General features: G+C 73.0%; 20 protein-coding genes. 15 read left to right on the forward strand and 5 right to left on the reverse strand.

Annotation, left to right across the window (positions count from 1 at the left end; genetic code table 11):
- The first annotated feature begins 72 nt into the window (after positions 1 to 72).
- From ACA511_RS32980 to ACA511_RS33040, 13 genes are all read left to right on the forward strand, one after another.
- Positions 73 to 1,377 carry an aspartate aminotransferase family protein gene (locus ACA511_RS32980; RefSeq protein WP_375028595.1) on the forward strand — a complete coding sequence of 435 codons (1,305 nt, stop codon included), beginning with the start codon at positions 73 to 75 and terminating at the stop codon, positions 1,375 to 1,377.
- Positions 1,374 to 2,903 carry a CoA-acylating methylmalonate-semialdehyde dehydrogenase gene (locus ACA511_RS32985; protein ID WP_375028596.1) on the forward strand — a complete coding sequence of 510 codons (1,530 nt, stop codon included), beginning with the start codon at positions 1,374 to 1,376 and terminating at the stop codon, positions 2,901 to 2,903. Before ACA511_RS32980 ends, ACA511_RS32985 begins: the two co-directional genes overlap by 4 nt.
- A 244-nt stretch (positions 2,904 to 3,147) precedes the next feature.
- Positions 3,148 to 3,516, forward strand: coding sequence for a hypothetical protein (locus ACA511_RS32990; protein ID WP_375028597.1), 369 nt, complete (start codon positions 3,148 to 3,150; stop codon positions 3,514 to 3,516).
- A 513-nt stretch (positions 3,517 to 4,029) separates the two neighbouring features.
- The gene (locus ACA511_RS32995) at positions 4,030 to 5,244 is read left to right on the forward strand and encodes an ABC transporter substrate-binding protein (RefSeq protein ID WP_375028598.1); all 1,215 of its coding nucleotides are present in this window, start codon (positions 4,030 to 4,032) and stop codon (positions 5,242 to 5,244) included.
- Positions 5,245 to 5,933: 689 nt separating this feature from the next.
- Positions 5,934 to 7,166 (forward strand): 1-deoxy-D-xylulose-5-phosphate reductoisomerase, encoded by a 1,233-nt coding sequence (dxr, locus tag ACA511_RS33000; RefSeq protein WP_375028599.1) that lies wholly within the window; start codon positions 5,934 to 5,936, stop codon positions 7,164 to 7,166.
- A gap of 40 nt (positions 7,167 to 7,206) precedes the next feature.
- Positions 7,207 to 8,406: an RIP metalloprotease gene (locus ACA511_RS33005; RefSeq protein ID WP_375028600.1), complete on the forward strand. Its 1,200-nt coding sequence runs from the start codon at positions 7,207 to 7,209 to the stop codon at positions 8,404 to 8,406.
- A 115-nt stretch (positions 8,407 to 8,521) separates the two neighbouring features.
- Entirely contained in the window at positions 8,522 to 9,715 is a 1,194-nt protein-coding gene (gene ispG, locus ACA511_RS33010; protein ID WP_375028601.1) for a flavodoxin-dependent (E)-4-hydroxy-3-methylbut-2-enyl-diphosphate synthase, read from the forward strand.
- 260 nt (positions 9,716 to 9,975) lie between these two features.
- The gene (locus ACA511_RS33015; protein WP_375028602.1) at positions 9,976 to 11,637 is read left to right on the forward strand and encodes an alpha/beta hydrolase; all 1,662 of its coding nucleotides are present in this window, start codon (positions 9,976 to 9,978) and stop codon (positions 11,635 to 11,637) included.
- A gap of 352 nt (positions 11,638 to 11,989) precedes the next feature.
- On the forward strand, positions 11,990 to 13,585 hold the full coding sequence (locus ACA511_RS33020) for an alpha/beta hydrolase (RefSeq protein WP_375028735.1): 1,596 nt from the start codon (positions 11,990 to 11,992) through the stop codon (positions 13,583 to 13,585).
- A gap of 152 nt (positions 13,586 to 13,737) precedes the next feature.
- Positions 13,738 to 15,333: an alpha/beta hydrolase gene (locus ACA511_RS33025; protein WP_375028603.1), complete on the forward strand. Its 1,596-nt coding sequence runs from the start codon at positions 13,738 to 13,740 to the stop codon at positions 15,331 to 15,333.
- Between the two features lie 135 nt (positions 15,334 to 15,468).
- A complete protein-coding gene (locus ACA511_RS33030; protein ID WP_375028736.1) occupies positions 15,469 to 16,311 on the forward strand; it encodes a GNAT family N-acetyltransferase in 843 nt (280 codons plus the stop codon).
- Positions 16,312 to 16,389: 78 nt separating this feature from the next.
- On the forward strand, positions 16,390 to 17,334 hold the full coding sequence (locus tag ACA511_RS33035; protein ID WP_375028604.1) for a helix-turn-helix domain-containing protein: 945 nt from the start codon (positions 16,390 to 16,392) through the stop codon (positions 17,332 to 17,334).
- 147 nt (positions 17,335 to 17,481) lie between these two features.
- On the forward strand, positions 17,482 to 18,390 hold the full coding sequence (locus ACA511_RS33040) for a hypothetical protein (protein WP_375028605.1): 909 nt from the start codon (positions 17,482 to 17,484) through the stop codon (positions 18,388 to 18,390).
- Here ACA511_RS33040 and ACA511_RS33045 read toward each other — a convergent pair.
- Both ACA511_RS33045 and ACA511_RS33050 read right to left on the reverse strand, forming a co-directional pair.
- Entirely contained in the window at positions 18,387 to 18,788 is a 402-nt protein-coding gene (locus ACA511_RS33045) for a DUF3037 domain-containing protein (protein WP_375028606.1), read from the reverse strand. The genes ACA511_RS33040 and ACA511_RS33045 overlap by 4 nt on opposite strands.
- 11 nt (positions 18,789 to 18,799) lie before the next feature.
- On the reverse strand, positions 18,800 to 19,627 hold the full coding sequence (locus ACA511_RS33050) for a HipA family kinase (protein ID WP_375028607.1): 828 nt from the start codon (positions 19,625 to 19,627) through the stop codon (positions 18,800 to 18,802).
- Between the two features lie 44 nt (positions 19,628 to 19,671).
- Between ACA511_RS33050 and ACA511_RS33055 the strand changes: the two genes are divergently transcribed.
- Positions 19,672 to 20,355 carry a cyclase family protein gene (locus ACA511_RS33055; protein ID WP_375028608.1) on the forward strand — a complete coding sequence of 228 codons (684 nt, stop codon included), beginning with the start codon at positions 19,672 to 19,674 and terminating at the stop codon, positions 20,353 to 20,355.
- A gap of 52 nt (positions 20,356 to 20,407) precedes the next feature.
- On the opposite strand, the gene ACA511_RS33060 is transcribed toward ACA511_RS33055, so the two are convergent.
- Positions 20,408 to 20,899, reverse strand: a complete 492-nt coding sequence (locus ACA511_RS33060; RefSeq protein WP_375028609.1) for a DUF4870 domain-containing protein — start codon at positions 20,897 to 20,899, stop codon at positions 20,408 to 20,410.
- 180 nt (positions 20,900 to 21,079) lie between these two features.
- Between ACA511_RS33060 and ACA511_RS33065 the strand changes: the two genes are divergently transcribed.
- Positions 21,080 to 21,709: a PaaI family thioesterase gene (locus tag ACA511_RS33065; RefSeq protein WP_375028610.1), complete on the forward strand. Its 630-nt coding sequence runs from the start codon at positions 21,080 to 21,082 to the stop codon at positions 21,707 to 21,709.
- Between the two features lie 44 nt (positions 21,710 to 21,753).
- Here the strand turns inward: ACA511_RS33065 and ACA511_RS33070 are convergent, their stop codons facing one another.
- The gene (locus ACA511_RS33070; RefSeq protein ID WP_375028611.1) at positions 21,754 to 23,097 is read right to left on the reverse strand and encodes an MFS transporter; all 1,344 of its coding nucleotides are present in this window, start codon (positions 23,095 to 23,097) and stop codon (positions 21,754 to 21,756) included.
- A gap of 104 nt (positions 23,098 to 23,201) precedes the next feature.
- Positions 23,202 to 23,486 carry a DUF6510 family protein gene (locus ACA511_RS33075; protein WP_375028612.1) on the reverse strand — a complete coding sequence of 95 codons (285 nt, stop codon included), beginning with the start codon at positions 23,484 to 23,486 and terminating at the stop codon, positions 23,202 to 23,204.
- Position 23,487: the final 1 nt, after the last annotated feature.

A 23,487-nucleotide genomic window follows, 5' to 3' on the forward strand; every position in this document is an offset into this window, starting at 1 on the left:
CGTTAACGGGACGCGCGCTGTGCTGACACTCTGCGGGTGGCCGGGACCGTCCGCGCGGCCGAGACTTGAGCCATGTCGGAACACGCGAACCTGCTCCGGCGCCACAGGGCGGTCATGCCGTCGTGGATGGCGCTCAACTACTCGGACCCCATCGAGATCGTCGGCGGCAAGGGCGCCCGCGTGACCGACGCCGAGGGGAACGGCTACCTCGACTTCTTTACCGGCATCCTCACGAACATGCTGGGCTACGACGTCCCCGAGGTGCGGGACGCGGTGGAGCGGCAGCTCGCCACCGGCGTCGTGCACACCTCCACCGCCTACCTGCTGCGCGGCCAGGTGGAGCTGGCCGAGAAGATCGCCCGGCTGTCCGGCATCCCGGACGCGAAGGTCTTCTTCGCCAACTCCGGGACGGAGGCGAACGAGACGGCGCTGCTGCTGGCCGCGTACGCGCGGCGCAGCGACCAGGTCCTCGCGATGCGGCAGAGCTACCACGGCCGGTCGTTCGCCGCGGCGGGCGTCACCGGCAACCGGGCCTGGACGAACCTGTCGTTCTCGCCGCTGGACGTCCACTTCCTGCACGGCGCCGACCGCCACCTCCCGCAGTTCGCCGGCATGTCCGACGAGGAGTACATCGACGCGTGCACGCAGGACCTGCGGCACGTCCTCGCCACCGCGGCCGGCCCGGACGTCGCCGCGCTCATCGCCGAGCCGATCCAGGGCGTCGGCGGCTTCACGATGCCGCCGGACGGCCTGTTCGCCGCCTACAAGAGCGTCCTGGACGAGTCCGGCATCCTGCTGATCTCCGACGAGGTCCAGACCGGCTGGGGACGGACGGGCCAGGGCTTCTGGGGCATCGACGGCCACGGCGTGACCCCCGACATGATGACGTTCGCCAAGGGCCTCGGGAACGGGTTCGCGATCGGCGGCGTCGTCGCGCGCGGCGACCTGATGGACGGGCTGCCCGCGCTCGGCATCTCCACCTTCGGCGGCAACCCCGTCTCGACGGCCGCCGCGAACGCGGCGCTCGACTACGTCCTCGCCCACGACCTCCAGGCGAACGCGGCCAGGCAGGGCGCGACGATCATCGGCGGGCTGCGCGCCGCCGCCGGGCGGCTCCCGATCGCCCGGGACGTGCGGGGCAAGGGCCTGATGTTCGCGGTCGAGCTGGTGGACCCGCGCACCGGCGAGCCGAGCCCGCCGCTCGCCGCCGCGGTGATGGAGGCGGCCCGCGAACGGGGGCTGCTGATCGGCAAGGGCGGCCTGTACGGCAACGTGGTGCGCATGGCGCCGCCGATGAACCTGACCGACGCCGAGGCCGCCGAGGGCCTCGGCATCCTGATCGCGTCCCTGGAGACCGTGAACGGGGAGGCCGCATGACGAAGCACGCGACCCAGAAGCCCGTCGCGCAGAAGCACGTCACCCACTGGATCGGCGGGAAGCCGTTCGACGGGGCGTCCGCGCGGCGGGGCGACCTCTACGAGCCCGCGTCCGGGACCCTCGCCGGGACGGTCGACTTCGCCGGAGGCGACGAGGTCGACGCGGCCGTGGCCGCCGCGAAGGCCGCGTTCCCCGGCTGGCGGGACGCCTCGCTGTCCATGCGCGCGAAGGTGCTGTTCCGGTTCCGGGAGCTGGTCAGCGCGCACGCCGGCGAGATCGCGCGGCTGATCTCGTCCGAGCACAGCAAGGTGGTCTCGGACGCGGCCGGCGAGGTCGCCCGCGGCCTGGAGGTCGTCGAGTTCGCCTGCGGCATCCCGCACCTGCTCAAGGGCGGGTTCTCGGAGAACGTGTCCACGAGGGTGGACGCCTACTCGATCCTGCAGCCGCTCGGCGTGGCCGTGGGGATCACGCCGTTCAACTTCCCGGCGATGGTGCCGATGTGGATGTTCCCGGTGGCGATCGCCTGCGGGAACACGTTCGTCCTCAAACCGTCGGAGAAGGACCCGTCGGCGTCGGTCCGGCTGGCGGAGCTGTGGGCCGAGGCCGGGCTGCCGGACGGGGTGTTCAACGTCCTCCACGGCGACAAGGCCGCGGTGGACGGGCTGCTGCACCACCCGGACGTCAAGGCGGTCAGCTTCGTCGGCTCCACCCCCATCGCCCGCCGCATCTACGGGACGGCCGCGGCGAACGGCAAGCGGGTGCAGGCGCTCGGCGGCGCGAAGAACCACATGCTGGTCCTGCCGGACGCCGACCTCGACCTCGCCGCCGACGCCGCCGTGTCGGCCGGGTTCGGCTCGGCGGGGGAGCGCTGCATGGCGATCTCCGTCGTCGTCGCCGTGGACCCGGTCGGGGACGAGCTGACGGCCGGGATCGCCGAGCGCGTCGGCAGGCTCAAGATCGGCCCGGGGGACGACCCGGCGGCGGAGATGGGGCCGCTCGTCACGCGGGCGCACCGCGACAAGGTGGCCTCTTACCTGGACGGCGGCGTCGCGCAGGGCGCGACCCTCGCGATCGACGGGCGCGACCCGGACGTCCTCGGCGGCGCGGGCGGCGGCTTCTGGCTCGGCCCGTCCGTCCTCGACCACGTCACCCCGGAGATGGACGCCTACAAGGACGAGATCTTCGGCCCGGTGCTGTCGGTCGTGCGGGCCGGCTCGTACGACGCGGCCATGGAGCTGATCTCCGCCAACCCGTACGGCAACGGAACCGCGATCTTCACCAACGACGGCGGGGCGGCGCGCCGCTTCCAGAACGAGGTGGAGGTCGGCATGGTCGGCGTGAACGTCCCGATCCCCGTGCCGATGGCCTACTACTCCTTCGGCGGCTGGAAGGACTCACTGTTCGGTGACAGCCACGCCCATGGCATGGAGGGCGTCCACTTCTACACCCGCACGAAGGCCGTCACGGCACGCTGGCTGGACCCGAGCCACGGCGGCGTGAACCTCGGTTTCCCGACGAGCGGCTGATTCGCGTCCGCGGCGCGTACGGCCGGTGGCCCCCGCGGTCACCGGCCGTACGTACGCGCAGGTCGCCGCCGTTTGGGAATTTCCCACCGGCGCCGTATTTCGTCGTTAATTTTTGTCCGGCACGGCTGTGCGAATAATGCCAACACCCATTGACGGGCTCTGTGTCCGGCGACACAATCTGACTGTCTCAATTAATTGGGGCGAAATTGAAAAGTCAGGGTCGGCAGTCAAGGGGAGTCGCGCTATGGCCGCAGGCGACCACGCGGCAGAGGTGGACGCGCTGGGAAGGCGATTTCCGGGCTGGACCATTTGGTTCGGCCTGTTCACCGGCCACTGGTGGGCGCTGCCGCCCAAGGACCGCGACGTCGGAGACCTCCTCGAGGCCGACACCCCGCAACGGCTCATCGCACGGATCGAGGTGGTCAAGCGCGCCGCCCCGCGGCGTCCGCCGGCGCAGCGTCCGGCACTCCAGCCAGGCGGCCCTCCGCGGCCGTCCCGCGACACCCGACCGGACGTGCGGCGTCCCTCGAATCTCCTCCGTCTCGAGGGCGTCACACCGTCGCCGTTCGGCCGGGTACCGGTGATCGCGTGGCCGGGCAGCACCGCACGGTGATCCGCTGTTCCCCACCCTCGCCACGCCCGCCGGTGCCGCCGCGGTCCCGGGAAGGACGGCAGCCCGCGCCATATCCCTCTCCAGCACCCTCCGTGTATGGCGCGGACGCCAGCACCCTCCGTCCCCCGGGGCCCCGGCGGTTTCTCCGTTAACGACCCGTCCGAAAAGCCGCACATAATGGTGCGACAATGGTCAGGTCATTCTTACCTTTCAGAAACACTGCGGGTTCGCGCCCGCGTCGCGGCCTCCCGTAATTGACCGCCGTCCCGTCGTCCGCCGGAAGGAAAAGCACGGGAAACCGGCGATCGAATCGCGGACAACCGCCGGCGCGACCGGAATGGCGGCGCGGGCCGGGCGGCGGCGTCCGTTCCCCGCGGGTACGCGCCGTCCCGCCGGGGCGGACGCGCTACGCTGCGCCGATGGGCCCGTTCGCGAGGGGGAGGGCCCTGGGCACGGATCGGGAGCGACATGCGGCGGACGGCCACGGCACGGGTCACGGCAGGACGCGCCAAGGTGGCACGGGCCAGGGCGGCGGGCGCCCTGGCGGCGGCGGTGGTCGCCGCGGCGGGCCTCGCCGCCTGCAGCGACGACGCGGCCGAGCCGGTCGGCGCGGCCAGGGTCGCGAGCACCCTGGGGCCCGGCGAGGGGATGCTCAACCTCGTCACGATGCCCGGCTCCATCGAGAGCGGCGGCACCGACCCGCGCGTCGACTGGGTCACCCCGTTCCAGGAGCGCACCGGCTGCAAGGTCGGCCTGAAGGTCGCGAAGACGCCCGAGGAGATGGCCGGCCTCATGCGCGACGCGGACCGCCGGTACGACGGCGTCGCCGCGCCGCCGGAGGTCGCCGGCCGGCTGATCGACGAGAAGCAGGTCGTCCCCGTCAACACCGACCTCGTGGACGGCTACAAGAAGCTGGAACCGAAGCTCCGCGGCCTGCTGGAGCGGGACGGCAAGCACTACGGCATCCCCTACGTGTGGGGCTCCAACCTGCTGATGTACGACACGCGGACCGTCCCGCCGCCGGTGAGCTGGGCCGCGATCTTCGATCCCGGCCAGGCGCGCCGCTACTCCGGCAGGATCATCATGCGCGACAGCCCGCTCGCGATCGCCGAGGCCGCGCTCTACCTCAAGGGCGGCGACCGCAAGCTCAAGATCCGCGACCCGTACTCGCTGACCCCGAAGCAGCTCGCCGCCGCCGGCCGCGTGCTGGCGAGGCAGCGCCCGCACGTCGGGGAGTACTGGGAGCCGCCCGCCGACGCGGTCAGCGCCTTCGCGGGCGGACGCGCCGTGCTGGGCCAGGCGTGGCCCTACCAGGCGGACGTGCTGAGCCGGGCGGGGCGGCCCGTCCGGAGCGTCATCCCGGCCGAGGGCGTCACCGGCTGGATGGACGCGTGGCTGATCGGCGCCCGCGCCCAGCACCCGAACTGCATGTACCAGTGGCTGCAGTGGACGGCGTCGCCGGACGTCCAGCAGCAGGTCGCCGAGTGGACCGGCGTGGCGCCCGCCAACCCGCAGGCGTGCTCGGGCGACCGGCTCAGGTCCGGGTTCTGCGCCGCCTACCGCGTCGGCGACCGGAACCACCTCGAAAAGATCGTCTTCGCGCACGCGCCGTCGAAGGCGTGCGGCGGGAAGTCGAAGAAGAACGACTGCACCGACTACGCCGAGTGGACGAAGGTCTGGATCGAGGCCACGCGCCCGCAGACGGTGAAGCCGCAGGCCAAGCCGTGACGCCCGGCCCGCCCTGAACGGGCCTGCCTGAACGGGCCTGCCTGAACGGCCGCCCGGACTGGTCTAAAGGTCTCTCCGGCGCGCTCGGCCGCCCCCAGCCGAGCGCGCCTGCGGGGTGGTCCCGGGCTTCCCCCCGAAGGCCCGGGTCACCCTTCTCCCTGGAGAGACCTCCACGACGACGGACTCCAGGCCCGCCGCCTTCACCGGGGCCGGCTCGCCGGCCGGCCGCCCGGCGTCCGTGAGCGGCTCCCGCGGGCCCCGCCGCGGGCGGGGTGCCGGCGGGGCGGGTGCGCATTCGTCGCACGCGAACACCCCGGACGAGTCCGGCAGGCGGCCGACGCGGACGCGCGGCCGGGGCCACCTCTTGCGGCAGACGACGCAGGCGTCGCCCAGGAGCTGGGCTGCGCTCAGCCCGTCCGGGTCCATCACCGGCTCGTCTGTCTGGCCCATGTCCCATCCCCCTGAAGGGAGTCGCCTTCACGTGACTCCTTTATAGGCGGCAACGGGTGTTGCTCCCGTTACGCACGGTGAAAAGGGCGGCAAAGTCTCACGTGTCGTCCGCTGGTCCGGCGGCGAAGGGGCTATGCGCGCCGACAGGCCGCCGCTCGCCCGCCGGCGCCGCTCCGGGCGCGGCTCGCCCGCGGCGCGGGGGAGACCTGAGCGGGCGGATGCCCGAGAATGGAGCGGTGATGTCTCCTTCAAGCCCCGACACCTCCGGCTCCGGCGCGCCCGTCCGCGAGGTGGTCGTCCTCGGCTCCACCGGTTCGATCGGCACCCAGGCGCTGGACGTGGTCCGCCGCAACCCGGGGAGGTTCCGGGTGACCGGGCTCGCCGCCGGCGGCGGGCGGGTGGAGCTGCTGGCCGAGCAGGCGCTGGAGTTCCGGCCCGAGATCGTCGCGGTCGCCAAGGCGTCCGCCGCGCAGGATCTGCAGCTGGCCTTCTACGCCGAGGCCAAGCGGCGCGGCTACTCCTCCGGCGGCTTCGCGATCCCGAAGATCGTCGCCGGCCCGGACGCGGTCGCCGAGGTCGCCGCCTGGCAGTGCGACGTGGTCCTCAACGGGGTGACCGGCGCGCTCGGCCTCGCCTCGACCCTCGCCGCGCTGGACGCCGGGCGCACCCTCGCCCTCGCCAACAAGGAGTCGCTCATCGTCGGCGGCCCGCTGGTCAAGGAGCGGGCGCGGCCGGGGCAGATCGTCCCGGTCGACTCCGAGCACTCGGCGCTCGCCCAGTGCCTGCGCGGCGGGCGCGCGGACGAGGTGCGGCGGCTCGTGCTGACCGCGAGCGGCGGCCCGTTCCGCGGCCGCGGCCGCGCCGAGCTCGGCGGCGTCACCCCCGAGCAGGCGCTGAACCATCCGACGTGGGCCATGGGCCCCGTCGTCACCATCAACTCCGCGACCCTGGTCAACAAGGGCCTGGAGGTCATCGAGGCGCACCTGCTGTTCGACGTCCCGATGGACCGCATCGAGGTCATGGTCCACCCGCAGTCGGTCATCCACTCGATGGTCGAGTTCACCGACGGCGCCACGCTCGCGCAGGCGAGCCCGCCCGACATGCGGCTGCCGATCGCGCTCGGCGTCGACTGGCCCGACCGCGTCCCGGACGCCGCGCCGGGGATCGACTGGACGAAGGCGCACACCTGGGAGCTGTTCCCGCTCGACGACGAGGCGTTCCCCGCCGTCGCGCTGGCGCGGCACGCCGGTGAGCTGGGCGGGACCGTGCCCGCCGTTTACAACGCCGCGAACGAGGAATGTGTGGACGCGTTCCGCGCGGGACGGCTCCCGTTCCTCGGGATAGTCGACACGGTCGCGCGGGTAGTGGAGGAGCACGGTGCGGGCACGCCCGGGGAGCTGACGCTGGACGACGTCCTCGCGGCCGACGGATGGGCGCGGACCAGGAGCAGGGAACTGACCGGAACCGACTGACCCGGGAACCCCCGGGAACGAGCCCGAGGGGAACCCCCGGATGGCCTTCTTGCTGGGCGCGGTGGCGTTCGTCGTCGCGCTGCTGGCGTCGGTGATGCTGCACGAGGGCGGGCACCTGCTCACCGCCAAGCGGTTCGGGATGAAGGCCACCCAGTACTTCGTGGGCTTCGGGCCGACCCTGTGGTCCACCCGCCGGGGCGAGACCGAGTACGGCGTGAAGGCGATCCCGCTGGGCGGCTTCGTCAAGATCGTCGGCTACACGCCGCTGGAGGACGTCGACGAGGCGGACCGCCCCCGCGCGTTCTACCGGCAGCCCGCCGGGCGCCGCGCGGTCGTCATCGGGGCGGGCGTCGTCGCCAACTTCGCGTTCGCGTTCGTCCTGCTCATGGTGATGGCCATGACGATAGGCAAGCCGCTGCCGGGCACGGTGACCAGCACGGTGGAGGAGGTCTCGCCCTGCGTTCCGGCGACCATGCAGGGCGCCTGCGAGAGCGGCCGCCCGCCGTCGCCGGCGGCGCGGGCCGGGCTGCGGGCCGGCGACCGGATCGTCGCGTTCGGCGGCACGCCGGTCTCCGACTGGAACGACCTCACCCGGGCGATCGGGGACGCGAAACCGGGGGAGACGGTGGCGGTGACGGTCCAGCGGCCGGGCGCGGACCGCCCGCTGACGGTGCCGGTCACGCTCGCGGAGGCGGGCGGGGAGCCGTTCGTCGGCGTCTCCGCGAAGGTCGCCGGCGGCGGGTACGAGCGGGCCGGGCCGGTGGACGCCGCCGTGTTCGCCGGGCGCGGCATCGGCCGGACGGTCGAGGGCATCGGCAGGGTCGCGGCGGACCTGCCCGCGGCGATACCGAGGCTGTTCTCGCCCGAGCGGGAGAGCACGCCCGGCGGCCAGGTCGGCAGCGTGGTCGGCGCGACCGAGGTGTCCGGGCAGATCTTCTCCTCCGACGAGACCGCGCGGGACAAGGTCGCGCTGTTCCTGTCGCTGGTCGTGTCGGTGAACATCTTCCTCGGCGCGCTGAACGTCCTGCCCCTGCTGCCGCTGGACGGCGGGCATCTCGCGGTCGTCGCGTACGAGCGGGCGCGCGCGGGCGTCAACCGGGTCCGCGGACGGCCGGACCCCGGCACGGTCGACATGACCAGGCTGCTGCCGCTGACCTATCTGGCGGTCCTGCTGCTGGTGGGCTTCGGGGTGCTGCTGATCCTCGCCGACCTGGTCAACCCGCTGCGGCTGCCGGAATGACCTCGGGTGGTCGCGGAGAGTATCCATAAGGTCACACTGTTCGGTGCCGGGCGGCGTCCGTTCGGCCGCACCGGGCGCTTAGGCTTTGTACGGGGCCGCAAGTAAGAGGAGAGGGATGAGCGTTTCACTGGGAATGCCTAATGTCCGGGGCGAAGGCGGCGGGCAGGGGGCGCAGGGTACGAGCACGCCCCGCCGCAAGTCCCGGCAGATCATGGTCGGGAACGTTCCGGTCGGCGGCGACGCGCCGGTGTCGGTGCAGTCCATGACCACCACCCTCACCGCCGACGTGAACGCCACGCTCCAGCAGATCGCGGAGCTGACCGCCGCCGGCTGCCAGATCGTGCGGGTCGCGGTGCCGTCGCAGGACGACGCCGAGGCGCTGCCGGCGATCGCCCGCAAGTCGCCGATCCCGGTCATCGCCGACATCCACTTCCAGCCCAAGTACGTGTTCGCGGCGATCGACGCGGGCTGCGCGGCCGTCCGGGTGAACCCCGGCAACATCAAGAAGTTCGACGACAAGGTCGGCGAGATCGCGCGCGCCGCGACGGACGCGGGCGTGCCGATCCGGATCGGCGTGAACGCCGGCTCGCTCGACAAGCGCCTCCTGGAGAAGTACGGCAAGGCCACGCCCGAGGCGCTGGCGGAGTCGGCGCTGTGGGAGTGCTCGCTGTTCGAGGAGCACGGCTTCCAGGACATCAAGATCTCGGTCAAGCACAACGACCCGGTCGTGATGATCGACGCGTACCGGCGGCTGGCCGCGGCCTGCGACTACCCGCTGCACCTGGGCGTGACCGAGGCCGGTCCGGCGTTCCAGGGCACGATCAAGTCGGCGGTGGCGTTCGGCGCGCTGCTCGCCGAGGGGATCGGCGACACGATCCGGGTGTCGCTGTCGGCGCCGCCGGTCGAGGAGGTCAAGGTCGGCACGGCCATCCTGGAGTCGCTGGGGCTGCGCCAGCGCGGCCTGGAGATCGTGTCGTGCCCGTCGTGCGGGCGCGCGCAGGTGGACGTGTACATGCTGGCCGAGCAGGTGACCGCCGGCCTGAAGGACTTCCCCGTCCCGCTGCGCGTCGCGGTGATGGGCTGCGTGGTGAACGGGCCCGGCGAGGCCCGCGAGGCCGACCTCGGCGTCGCGTCCGGCAACGGCAAGGGCCAGATCTTCGTGAAGGGGAAGGTCGTCAAGACCGTCCCGGAGGCCCAGATCGTCGAGACGCTGATCGAGGAGGCCATGCGCATCGCCGACGAGATGGGCATCGAGATCGGCGAGGACGGCTCGGTGAGCGGGCCGGGCGCCGACGTGGTGGTCGGCTGATCTGACGCGGTAGCGAACGCCGAAGGGCCCCGGGTGCACACCCGGGGCCCTTTTCGCGCGTGCATGAAGGCCCGGTGAGCCGGGCCGTATCCGGTTCCGTGACCGGAACGTCCGGACTTGTCACGGAGTTCCGCTGATCTTGTCACGATTCGGCATCCACTTGTGGCGGGCCCTGTCGGGGCTCGCGTCAACGACGTCACAATCTCCTGTCATTTACCCGTATGTCTGACTCAACCGGAGTCGGCACGATAGGGGGATATGTGAAGAGGATCGTTGTCGTGGCCGCGGTGGCCGGGCTCGGTCTCACCGGCCTCGGCGCCACAAGCGCACAGGCCGCGGGCCCCTCCGCCGGAACGGCCGGAGGTTTCAACCCCGCCGCGCTGCAATGGCACGCCTGCCCGGCGGACTTCGTCCAGACGGTGCACGACCTGTACGACGCCCTGTACCCGGTCTCCACGATCATGCAGTGCGCGGAGCTGTCGGTGCCGCTCGACTACGCCAGGCCGAACGGCACGAAGATCACCCTTCAGCTCACCAAGACGCCCCACACGGGCGAGGGCAAGGCCAAGGGCGACATCATCGTCAACCCGGGCGGACCGGGCGGCGGCGGCGCGCTCTTCGGCCCGCGCGTGTTCGCCCAGAACTCGGCCCCGATGCGAGCGGCCTACAACGTCATCGGGTTCGACCCGCGCGGCGTCGGCATGAGCGTCCCGGCCGTCAGGTGCGACCCCGAGTGGGCCAACGCCCCGCGTCCGGACTACGGCACCGGCGACCGGGAGTCGGTCACCACCTGGCTGAAGAAGTCCAAGGGCTACGCCGACGACTGCGCCGAGGGCGACAAGATCGGGCTGCTCGACCACGTCAAGACGATCGACTCGGTGAACGACATCGAGTCGATGCGCAAGGCGCTGGGCAACGACAAGATCGACTACTACGGCGCCTCGTACGGCACGTACCTCGGGTCGGCCTACGCCACCGTGTACCCGAAGAACGTCGGCAGGATGGTGCTGGACGGCAACGTCGGCCCGTCGGACGCCTGGTACGACGCCAACCTCAAGCAGGACGTCGCGTTCGACAAGAACATCGACTACTACTTCGGCTGGATCGCCAAGTACGACTCGGTGTACCACCTGGGCACGACCCAGCGGCAGGTGCGCGACTTCTTCTACGGCCTGCGCGGGCAGCTCAAGAAGAAGCCGGTCTACTACACCGACCCGGACAGCGGGCAGACCCTCGCCGTCGGGCCGGACGAGCTGACCGACGTCATCCTGAACGCCGGCTACCGCCGCAGCCAGGCGATCTGGCACGGCTACGCCGCCGGGCTCGCCGCCTACAAGACCGGCGACACCGCGACCTTCGCGGGCACGTTCGGCGGGCAGACCACCGGCGAGTCCGACGACAACGGCACCGCGATGTACCTCGCCACCGAGTGCACGGACGTCCAGTGGCCGCTCAGCTGGGGCAAGTGGCAGCGCGACAACGAGCGGATCAACCGCAAGCACCCGTTCGAGACCTGGGGCAACGCCTGGTTCAACGCGCCGTGCCTGTTCTGGGGCGCCAAGGCCGGCAAGCCGGTCGACATCGGGCACGCCCGGAACCTGCCGGACAACATCCTGATGTTCCAGTCCACCGCCGACGCGGCCACGCCGTACGAGGGCGCGCTGGACATGCAGCGCCGGCTCAAGGGCTCGCGCCTGGTCGTCCAGGACGGCGACCGGACGCACTGCATCGTGCACCGCGGTTCCGCCGCGGTGGACGCCTACTTCGACGCCTACTTCCTGCGGGGAGAGCGTCCGGAGCGGCGCACGGTGCACGTCCCGCAGCTCGGTGACCCGGTTCCGCCGTCGCAGGCGTCCGCCCGGACGCTGAGCGGCGCGGCGGTGCCGAACGCCGCGCGCCTGGAGGCCGACGTCATCCGCTGACGCGGGGAGACGGCGAACGGCCGAGCGTGACGAGGGCCCCGGGGAGCGATCCCCGGGGCCCTTCCGCGTGCCCCGGCCTTCCGTGTGCCGGGCCTTCCACCTGCCGTGACATCGGCGGGCCGTACCGGGCGCCGGTTCGGTCCGAAGCGGGGCAAACGCGCGGCGATATCACGAAGTTCCGTTGATCTTGTCACGATTTCGCATCCAGTCGCACGGCGCTCTGCCGTCATAAGCGACATAACCGCCACAATCTCCACGCAATCCGCATCCGCTATGCATCGGCGTGGCTCCCCCCTCCGGCCCAACGACGGGGCATCCGGAGCCGCCGATCTGAGGGGGTCAAGTGAAGAAGATGGTCATCGTCGCGACCGCCGCGGTCGTGACGGCGGGGGGCGGCGCCGTGGCCGCCGTCTCCGCGAGCGCGGACACCGGCCCGTCCGGTCCCGCCGCGGTCGCGGCCCAGGGCATCGACTGGGGCGAGTGCGAGGTCAGCGGCCCGGACGACCCGATGAACCGCGCCCAGTGCGCGCAGGTCGAGGTCCCCCTCGACTACAGCCGGCCGAACGGGCGCAAGATCTCCATCGCGGTGTCGCGCTACCGGCACACCGACGAGAAGAACTACCAGGGCGTCCTGTTCGTGAACCCGGGCGGCCCCGGCGGCTCCGGCCTGGCCTACGCGCCGGCCCTCGCCCGCTGGATCGGCGGCGTCGGCCACGCCGACGTCGCGGCCAAGTACGACATCATCGGCTTCGACCCCCGCGGCGTCGGGTCCAGCAAGCCGGCGCTGTCGTGCGACCCGAACTTCTCCGACCCGATCCGCCCGGACTACGTGCCGGGCTCGGCGAAGGAGGAGAGGGCCTGGATCGCCAAGTCGAAGAAGTACGCGCAGGACTGCGCGAAGAAGTTCGGCTGGCTGCTGCCCCACATGCGCACCACCGACGCCGCGCGCGACGTCGACGCGATCCGCGCCGCACTCGGCCAGAGCAAGATCAGCTGGTACGGCTTCTCCTACGGGACCTACTTCGGCGCCACCTACGCCACGCTCTTCCCCAAGCGCGTGAAGCGGATGGTGCTGGACGGCAACGTCAACCCGAAGACCGTCTGGTACGACGCCCAGCTCGAACAGGACAAGGCGTTCGAGCACAACATGAAGGCGTGGTGGGGCTGGATCGCGAAGTACGACTCGGTCTACCACCTGGGCAAGACCGAGAAGGCCGTCGAGGCCAAGTACTACGCCGTCCGCGCCGCCGCGAAGAAGGCGCCGATCGGCGGGCAGATGGGCCCGGACGAGCTGGACGACACGGTGCTGTCCGCCGGCTACAACACCGGCTACTACATCCCGTTCGCGGAGGCGCTGTCCGCGTGGGTCAACGGCGAGGACGCCTCCGGGCTGCTCGGCTGGATGAGCACCGGCGGCGACGACAACGGCTTCGCCGTCTACAACGCCGTCCAGGCCGCCGACGCCCGGTGGCCGCGCAACTGGGGCAAGTGGCACGCTGACGCGGAGAAGCTCTACCGCCAGGGCTACCGGTTCAACACCTGGAGCAACGTCTGGTTCAACGCCCCGATCGCCTTCTGGCCCTTCCAGGGCGGGCCGGCGGTCAAGCTGAAGGGCGCGCGGGACCTGCCGGGCATGCTGCTCGTCCAGTCCACCGAGGACGCGGCCACGCCGGTCGCGGGCGGCCTGGAGATGCACAAGGCCTTCCCGTCCTCGCGGCTGGTGTTCGAGGTCGGCGGCAAGACCCACGCCAACACGCTCAACGGCAACGCCTGCCTGGACGACAAGGTCGCCGCGTACCTCGACTCGGGTGCGCTGCCGGCGGGCCACCGCGGCCCGGACGCCTACTGCAAGGCGGTCCCGGCGCTGAACGACCCGGACCCGACGGCCATGACCGCGAAGGCCGCCCGCGCCGCCGCGGGCAAGGACCTCCCGGTCGGACGTCCGTAAGACCCGGTCGGCACGCTGGCTCGCGGCGTGCCCGTCCCACTCGCGGGGCGGGCGCGCCGCGATTCGTTTCGGGCCGGTGACCCCGGTTCCGGACGGAATCGCGCGATCCGGAGGTCCCTCGATCGGCGGCCCCCGGCCGGTAGAAAACGGGGGTGCTGAACGACGCTGGAAGAAGGGCCGCCGCCGGGACGGCCGCCGCCGCGGTCGCGCTCGGGGCCGCCGCCATGGGCACGTCCGCGGCCGCCGCCGCGCCCCCCGTGCCGGAAGCCGCGCTCAAGCCGCGCGGCCTCGCCTGGAAGCCGTGCCCCGCCAAGGACCCGGTCGAGGGCGCCCGGCTCAAGGGCCTGCAGTGCGCGTCCCTCAAGGTGCCGCTCGACCACGCCCGTCCGGGCGGCGAGCAGATCACCCTCGAACTCACCCGCGCCCGGCACACCGCGGCCGCGTCGCGCGGCGCGGTGCTGCTCAACCGGGGCGGGCCCGGCGCGCACGGGCGCGACCTGCCCGCGTTCTTCACGCGGTCGCTGCCCGCGAAGGTCGCCGCGTCCTACGACTGGATCGGCTTCGACCCGCGCGGTGTCGGCGCCAGCAGGCCCGAGCTGATCTGCGACCCCGCCTACCAGGACCCGGGCCGCGCGCGGCCCGACACCGTCCCCGCGAACGCGGCGGAGGAGCGGGCGTGGAAGGCCAGGGCCAAGGCGTACGCCGACGACTGCGGCCGCAGGTACGGCAGGCTCCTCCCGCACATGGGGACGGCCGACGGGGCGCGCGACATGGAGGCGATCCGGCGCGCCCTCGGCCAGCGGAAGATCAGCTACTTCGGCTACTCGTACGGCACCTACCTCGGCGCGGTGTACGCGACGATGTACCCGGGACGCGTCCAGCGCATGGTGCTCGACAGCGTCGTCCGGTCCAGCGGCGTCTGGTACCAGGACAACCTCGACCAGAACGTGGCGTTCGAGAAGCGCATCCGCGCGTACTTCGCCTGGATCGCCCGCCACCACAAGGTCTACAGGCTCGGCGACACCGGGCGGGAGGTCGCCGCCTCGTACGCCAGGGCGCGGGCCGCGGTCAAGGCGAAGCCCGTCGACGGGAAGATCGGCCCGGCCGAACTCGACGACGTGTTCCTCGCCGACGGCTACGCCGACTACGCCTGGCCGGCGCACGCGCGCGCCCTGTCGGCGTTCGTCGTCCGGCGCGACCCCGGGCCGCTGCGCAAGGAGTGGCAGCCCCTGGGGCGGCTCGACCAGAACAACTACACCGTCTACAACGCCGTCCAGTGCCGGGACGCGGCCTGGCCGCGCGACTGGGCCCGCTGGCACGCCGACAGCGAGCGCCTCTACCGCGCGGGCTACCGCTTCGAGACCTGGGGCAACACCTGGTACAACGCGCCCTGCGCGTTCTGGCCGGCGCAGGGCGGCCCGCCGCCGCGGGTCGGGGGCGCGCCGTCGCCGCCGCCGGTCCTGCTCGTCCAGGCCACCGAGGACGCCGCCACCCCGTACCCGGGCGCGCTGGAGACGCACCGCAGGTTCCCCGGGTCCAGGCTGCTCGTGCAGGCCGGCGGGCGCGACCACGGCGTCTCGCTGTCCGGCGACGCGTGCGTGGACCGGCACGTCGCCGCCTACCTCGGCCGCGGGGAGCTGCCCCCGAACCGCCCCGGCCCGGACGCGACGTGCAAGGCGGGGCCGGAGCCCGAGCCCGCCGCGGGCAAGAAGGGCCTCCGCGCCGGCCAGACGGCGGCACCCCGCTGAGCCCATTTCGCGCCGGCCGGTATGGAGCCCGCAGCAGTGCGCGGGCTCCGGACCGCATAGGCTTGTCCACGTGGAGCTTTCAGTGGTGAGGGCCGAACGGGGGCCGCTCCCGTCCAGGGGCCGGTAACCATGCGCATGCTGGGCTCGATGCCGGTGCGCGTGCTGGACGACCGGTACCGGGCGGAGGCCCTCGCGATCCTGGACGCCGACCCGGTGTCCAACGTGTTCGTCAGCTCGCGCGTGCACGCCGCGGGGCTCGACCCCCGGCGCCTCGGCGCCCAGATGTGGGGATACCTGCGCGACGGGCGGCTCGTCTCGCTGTGCTACTCCGGCGCCAACCTGATCCCGGTCGCGGCCGGGCCCGAGGCGGTCCGCGCGTTCGCCGAGCGGGCGCAGGCGCAGGGCCGGCGCTGCTCGTCCATCGTGGGGCCGGTCGACGCGGTCGGCGAGCTGTGGGAGATCCTCGCGCCGTACTGGGGGCCGCCGCGGGCAGTCCGCGCGTCCCAGCCGGTAATGGCCACCTCCGCCGTCCCCGACATGCCGCCCGACCCGGGCGTCCGGCGCGTCCGGATGGAGGAGTTCGACGTCGTCTACCCGGCCTGCGTGGCGATGTTCACCGAAGAGGTCGGGGTCTCGCCCAACACCGGCGACGGCGGAGTGCTCTACCGCGCCCGCGTAGCCGAGCTGATCCGCGACGGCCGCGCCTTCGCCCGCATCGAGGACGGCCGCGTCATGTTCAAGGCCGAGATCGGCGCCGTCACCCCGCGCGCCTGCCAGGTGCAGGGCGTGTGGGTGCCGCCCGACCTGCGCGGCCGCGGCCTGTCGGAGACCGGGATGTCCGCGGTGGTGCGGGAGGCGCTGCGCAGCGTCGCGCCGACCGTCTCGCTGTACGTCAACGACTACAACACCCGCGCGCGGGCCGCCTACCGGCGGGTCGGGTTCGGCGAGCTCGGTTCCTTCATGTCGGTCCTGTTCTGACCCGCGCCCGGCTTGTCGCTGCGTGCCCGATCCGCCCCGGTACCTGATTTGATCTTGCCCGGCGGGTACCATCCCGCCGTGGAGTTCGCCGGGGCGTTGCGGCAGGCGGTCCAGGCGAGCGGGCTGACCCTGGAGCGGATCCGGCACAGGCTCGGGCGGCGGGGCCTGACCGTCAGCGTGGCCACGCTCAGCTACTGGCAGCGGGGCCGCAGCCGGCCGCGCTCGCGCACGGTGGTCGCGGCGCTGGAGGAGATCCTCCAGGTCCCGGCGGGCGGCCTCACCGGGCTGCTGGACGATCCCGCGCCCACCGCGGCGCCCGCGCGGACGGCGGCCGGACGCGGCGGACCCGGCGCCGGGCCGGGCGCGGCGGACCGGAGCCGCACGGCGCGTGACCTGTGGCCCGACCCCGAGCGCTACGCCTGCCTCGTCGGGCAGCTCGACCGGTCGGGCGACCACCGGCTGGAGCGGCTCAGCATCCACGACGTGTACCGGCTGGACGAGGCGCGCCGCTCCTGGACGCTGTCGGTCCGGACCGTCCTGCGCGCGGCGGGCGACGACATCGACCGCGTCGTCTGCGTCCACCAGACGGCCGGCGCCCCCGAGCCGGGCAGCCCCGAGACCGGCGGCGCCTCCGGCGACCGGCCCGGACGGGGCGCCGCCGCCCTCGCCGCCGTGCGGTACTGCCGGCCCGGCCGCATCCGCGCCGAGGACGGCCTGATGGCGTTCGAGCTGGTCTTCGACCGGGTCCTGGCGGCCGGCGACACGGCGGTCGTCGAGTACGAGCTGGGCCCGGCGGGGGAGCCGCCGTCCGACAGCTACGACCGGCGCTTCCCCCATCCCGTCCACGACTACGTCGCGATCGTCCAGTTCGACGGCGGCCGGCTCCCCGCGCGCTGCTACGGGTTCACCGCCGAGAGCTCGCACGCGCCCCGGCGGCGGCTCGGCGAGCTGTGGGTCGGCACGTCCGGCAGTGCCAACATCGCGGTCGGCGCCGTCCGCCGCGGCATCGTCGGCGTCGAATAGGAGTGGCACTAGCGCGTGGACCCCCGGTTGTGACAAGTTGCCCGTTGGCAACGGGGGCCAACCGCTTTACAGTGAGCGCGGAAGCTGCAATAGAGGGAGTCAAGGCCGTTGGACGGGGGCCGGCCGGAGCCGATCCGGAGGCCGCAGGTGCAGAGTGTCGCTGAGGACGATCTCCTACAGGTCCTCCAGTACGGTCCGTTCAACGTCGCCCTGCACGCGGCGATCCAGGCGCGCGGCCTCAGCCTCGACTCGCTGCGGCGCCGCCTGGAGGAGCAGGGCATCGCGGTCAGCCTGTCCACGCTGAGCTACTGGCAGCGCGGCCGGACGAGGCCCGAGCGCGCCGACTCGCTGCGCGCCGTCCGCGGCCTGGAGGTCATCCTCGAACTGCCGCGGCACTCCCTGCTGACGCTGCTCAGGCCGACCACCGAGCGGACCGCCGGGCCGTGGCTGCCGGTCGAGGAGCTGTGCCCCGAACCGGGCGTCCGCGACCTGCTGGACGAGATCGGCGACCGCGGCGAGCGGCAGCTCACCGGGCTCAGCCTGCACGACCAGTACATCCTCGGCCGCCGCCGGGAGCTGCGCGAGGTCCGCTGCCGCGCGGTGTTCCAGGCGCAGCAGCGCGGCGTCGACCGCTGGATCGCCGTGTACCACCACCCGCAGGGCGTCCTGCCGTCGTCGCGGACCGCGCGCGGCTGCCGGTTCGGGCGCGTCCGGATGGACGAGGCCAGCGGCCTCATCGCCGCCGAGCTGCTGTTCGACCGGGCGCTCGGCCGCGGCGAGACGTACCTGCTGGAGTACGGCTTCGGGTTCGACGAGACGGGCCCGCCCATCACCGAGGAGGGGCGCGGCTTCCGCACCCCGCAGCACGAGTTCCTCATCGAGGTGCGGTTCCACCCGTCCGCGCTGCCCGCCCGCTGCCACCGGACGTGGCGCCCCGACGGCCAGACCGCCCTGAAGGACTCCGCGGACCTGCGCATGTCCAGCTACCACAGCGTTCACTTCATCGAGTTCGGCATGGCCGCCGGCTACCACGGCATCCGCTGGGAGTGGGACTAGAGGACGAGCAGGCGCAGCAGCCGCTCCAGCTCGGCGGCCGGGTCGGCGGTGAGGCCGGGGTGCACCGGGCCGGGCTGGACGATCGTGCTGCGCGGCGCCGTCAGCCACCGGAACCGCCTGCCCGGCGACTCGTCCGCGGCCTGCCCGGCGCCCTCGCCGCCGCAGCACACCGCGTCCACGCCCTTGAGCGCCGCCCGGACGCCCTCCAGGTCGAGCGAGGGGTCCAGGGCGAGGAGGCGCCGCTCGTCCAGGTGCGTCCGGCAGCCGAGGTAGTCGAGCGCCCGGCAGTACACCACCACGCCCACGTTCATGGACTCGCCCCGCTCGACGCGCGGCACGATCCGCAGCGCCGCGTACTCGAACACCGTCGGCTCGCCGGGCGTCCTGATGTTGCTCACGCCGGCGCCGCTCACGAGGGACCGCCGAGCCAGTCGGGGCGGTTCTCGCCGCGCCGCGCCGGCGTGCCCCGCCGGCGGCCGCCGACGTCCAGGTCGGGCAGCCATTCGCGCGGCTTGCCGGCGCGCGGCAGCAGGATGTCGACGTAGGCGTCCCGGAGCGCCGACGGCCCGGCGAAACCGGGCTCGCCCTCCAGCCAGCGGTCGGGCACCATTTCGGTCACCTCGCGCAGCAGCCCCTCGGTGATCCGCGGGGCGAGGTCGGCCTCGGCCGCCTCCAGGCGGGTCGCGTACGGGGTCAGCACATGGTCGTCCACGTCGTACGGGCCGGAGAACAGCCGGGCCGCGTTCGTCCACGCGTGGTGGAAGATGAGGCTCGCGCCGTGGTCGATCAGCCACACGTCGCCGTGCCAGACGAGCATGTTCGGGTTGCGCCAGCTGCGGTCGACGTTGCCGATGAACGCGTCGAGCCACAGCACCCGGGACGCGAAGTCGGCGTCGGGGCCCCACCCCAGCGGGTCGAAGCCGAGCGAGCCCGGCAGGAAGTCGACGCCGAGGTTCCAGCCGGGGCTGGCCTTGAGGAGGTCCTGCACGTCGGGGTCGGGCTCGTGGCGCCCGATGGCCGGGTCCAGGTCGATGAGCACCTGCTCGGGCACCCGGAAGCCGAGCCTGCGGGCCAGCTCGCCCGCGACCACCTCGGCGATCAGCGCCTTGCGGCCCTGCCCCGCGCCGTGGAACTTCATGACGTAGGTGCCGAGGTCGTCGGCCTCGACGATGCCCGGGAGCGAACCGCCCTCGCGGAGCGGCGTCACGTATCGGATGGCCGTCACATGTGGCAACACGTCGCAACGCTACCGGGTGGGGGTCGGCGCGGGATAATCGATATATGGGCGTTGAGCTGCTCGACCTCTCCGTGCCGATCACCACGGGCATGCCGGTCTACCCGGGCGACCCCGAGGTGGAGGCCGTCCCGGCCCTCACGGTCGCCGGTTCCGGCGTGAACGTCCTGCGCCTGCACATGGGCTCGCAGACGGGCACGCACGTGGACGCGCCGTTCCACATCGACGACGCCCTGCCCCGCCTCGACGAGCTGCCGCTGACCCGCTTCACCGGCCCGGCCGTGGTCATGGACGTCCGCGGCCTGCCGCCCCGCACGCCCATCCCGCCGGACGCCGTCCCGCCCGGTCTCGCCCCGGGCGACGTCCTGCTCATCGCGACGGGCTGGTCGCGGCACTGGGGGACCGGCGACTACCCGGCCCACCCCTACCCCGCGCCCGAGACGGCCGAGGCGATCATCGCGGCGGGCGTCCGCACGGTGGGCATCGACGCGCTCAGCGTGGACCGCACCCCGCCGCCCGGCTCCGGCGACTTCTCCCTGGCCGCCCACCGCGTCCTCTGCGGGGCGGGCGCGGTGATCGCCGAGAACCTGACCGGCCTCGACCGCCTCGTCGACGCGCAGGACGGCGGCTGCGCGATCGAGGTCTCCCTGTTCCCCATCGCCCTGGCCGGCGCCGGCGGCGCTCCCGTCCGCGCCGTGGCCCGGGTGGACGACCGAGCCGTCCTGCTGTGACCGGTCCGTCCGGGGCAGACGCGTTCGCTCCCGGCGGGCGCGTGCCGGTGAGTCACCGGATCATGCGGAAGCAGAAGAAGGTCGGGAAGCGGTAGTACTGGCCCTTTCCCGCCTTCACCGCGCCCAGGATGATGAACGTCCACCCGGCGATCAGCAGCTCCAGGTAGGGGATCAGCAGCAGGAGCAGGAAGGCCGGCGCCTCCAGGACGATCGCCGGCGGCACGCACACCGCGACCACCGCCAGTAGGTGGATCAGCAGGGTGAGCTGCTGGTTCATCGACTGCGCCGCGTGGAACCTGGTGAGCGGCGAGGTGTTCTTCTTCGCCAGGTAGATGATCAGCGCGGGCAGGAAGCCGATCAGCACGTTGCCGAGGTAGGCGAAGATCGCCCAGGTCGTCTCCTCGGCGGGGCCCTGCTGCGGCACGCCGTAGGGGACGCCCGGCGGCCCGTACCCGAACCGCGGGTCGTATCCGCCGGGCGGCTGCCCGTACGGCCCCCCGTACGGCGGCGGCTGACCGGGCGGCGGTGGGGGCTGGTCCGTCACGTGCTGTCCTAGCGCTCTGCGGTGCGGCCGGTGGAGATACGGCAGGAATCTATCTCAATCGGGTCCGCCGCATCCGGCCGCCGCTGAGCGGGACCCGGTGTCCGGAGTGCTCGCGCCGCTATTTTAGAATTTCGTTCGGCTTAGGGGGCGGCCAGAGGCGGCCCCCTGCGAGGAGGGTGAATGAGCGCGATCCCGATGGAGCGGTCCGAGCTGGGCGAGGCCGAGGCGGCGGTCCTGAGCGGCCTCGCCGCCCGCGTCCGCGAGCTGGCCGAGGCCGCCGTGCTCACCGCGGTCGGCTCCGCCGAGGCCGCGGCCGTCGCCGCCGAGGTCGAGGCGCTGACCGCCCGGCTCGCCGCCGAGCGCCGGGACGCGCCGCCCTTCGTCCCGGCCGGCGAGCGCCGCATGGACCGGCAGATCGGCAACCCCGTCACCGGGGCGCTCAACCCCCTCGCGCCGCCCGTCGAGCTGACGGTCGGCTCGGACGGCATCGTCCGCGGCGAGTTCACGCTCGGCCCCGTCTACGAGGGCCCGCCGTCGTACGTGCACGGCGGCGTGTCCGCGATGGTGCTCGACCAGGTGCTCGGCATGGCGGCCGCGGCGTCCGGCACGCCCGGCATGACCGCGACCCTGGAGACGCGGTACCGCCGGCCGACCCCGCTCGGCGTCCCGCTCACGGTGGAGGCGAAGGCGAGCCGGGTGGAGGGACGCAAGGTCTACGCGTCCGGGACGATCTCCGGGCCGGACGGCCGCGTCACCGTGGAGGCCACCGCGATGTTCATCATGCCGCAGCGGTTCGTCCCGCACTCCTGACCCGGTTCACGTCGACTGACCTGGTCCACGCCGCCTGACCGGGTTCACGTCGGCGCCTTCGCCGCGGTCGCCGGTTCGGGCCGGTCCGCGGCGGGCGCGGGCATGAGCCCGAGCGCGGTCAGCGTCAGCGCGGACGCCACGATCATGCTGACGGAGATCGCCTGCCAGCCGTAGTCGTGCAGCAGCCAGGTCGCGAGCAGCGGCGCCGGCCCGCCCGCGAACACCGAGGCGAGCTGGTAGCCGATGCCCGCGCCGCCGTACCGCAGCCGGGTCGGGAACGCCGTGGCGATCAGCGACGCCTGCGGTCCGTACTGGATCGCGTGCGGGATCTGCGCGACCACCACCGCGACGACGATCAGCGCCGCGACCTCGGTGTTGAGCAGCGCGAAGTACGGGAACGCGAAGAGCGCCACGCAGACCGACCCGGCCGCGTACACCCGGCGGGGGCCGATCCGGTCGCCGAGGTGCCCCGCCGCCGGGATCGTGAACAGCTCCAGCACGGCCGCCGCCGTCACCGCGCTCAGCGCCAGCCCCTGCGCCAGGTCGAGGTGTTCGTGCACGTAGGTGAGGGCGAACGAGGTGAACAGGTAGAACGGCATCTGCTCCGAGCAGCGCAGCAGCGCGCTCAGGACGATCTCCTTCGGGTGCCGTCTCACGACCTCGGCCACCGGCACGCGGGCGACCTCGTTCCGCTCGACGACCTCGGCGAACAGCGGCGTCTCCATGACCCGGACCCGGACCCACAGCCCGATCCCGACGAGGACGAGGCTGAACAGGAACGGCACGCGCCACGCCCAGTCCTTGAACGCCTCGTCCGCCGACAGCGCGATCGCCGTCATCATGCCGGTGCCGAGGATGAGCCCGATGGGCACGCCGAGCTGCGGCAGGCTCGCCATCAGCCCGCGCCGCCTCCGGTCGCCCCACTCCATCGACAGCAGCACCGAGCCGCTCCACTCGCCGCCGACCGCGATGCCCTGCAGGATCCGCAGCAGGACGAGCAGCACGGGCGCGGCCCAGCCGATCGTCTCCGTCCCCGGCAGCACGCCGATCAGTGCGCTCGACACCCCCATCAGCACCAGCGTCACGATCAGCGTCGCCTTGCGGCCGAGCCGGTCGCCCCAGTGCCCGAAGATCGCGGCGCCGACCGGACGGGCCGCGAACCCGACCGCGTACGTCGCGAACGCCGACAGCGTCCCCGCGTAGTCGCTCGACTCGGGGAAGAAGACGTCCTTGAAGACGATCGCCGCGGCCGTGTTGTAGAGGAAGAAGTCGTACCACTCGATGGAGGTGCCGATCACGCTGGCGGCGGCGGCCTTGCGGACCTGCGCGCGCCGCTCGCCGGGATCGGCGGCGCGGGCGCGGCCGGCCTCTCCGGGATCCAGGACCATGGGAGCTTGCCTTTCCGACCGCCCCCGTCGGTCTCAGCGGTTGCATCTGGCTGTTGCCCGCTCGCTTCGCCACCGAAACCGCGGGCGTCGCCGAAGCGCTCCGGTCAGTCGCCGACCGGGATCGAGAGCGAGACCGCGCCCCGCATGTCGAGCCAGACGGTTCCCCGGGCGCGCACCAGGCGCAGCACGACGTCGCCGCATCCGGGGCAGCGGGCCACGAGTCCGGGCGCGCGGCCGTAGACGCGCAGCTCGGCGACCGGGCCGGTGCGCCCGCAGCCGGCGCAGCGGCTGCGCGCGGCGGTCACGTCGACCGCGAAGACCTCCGCGAGCGGGCCCGCGAGGGCGTTGCCGTCGGTGAAGTCGTCGCGCTGGTCGTCAAGGATCGCCATG

Source organism: Actinomadura sp. GTD37 (assembly GCF_041951365.1).
Lineage (GTDB): Bacteria > Actinomycetota > Actinomycetes > Streptosporangiales > Streptosporangiaceae > Spirillospora.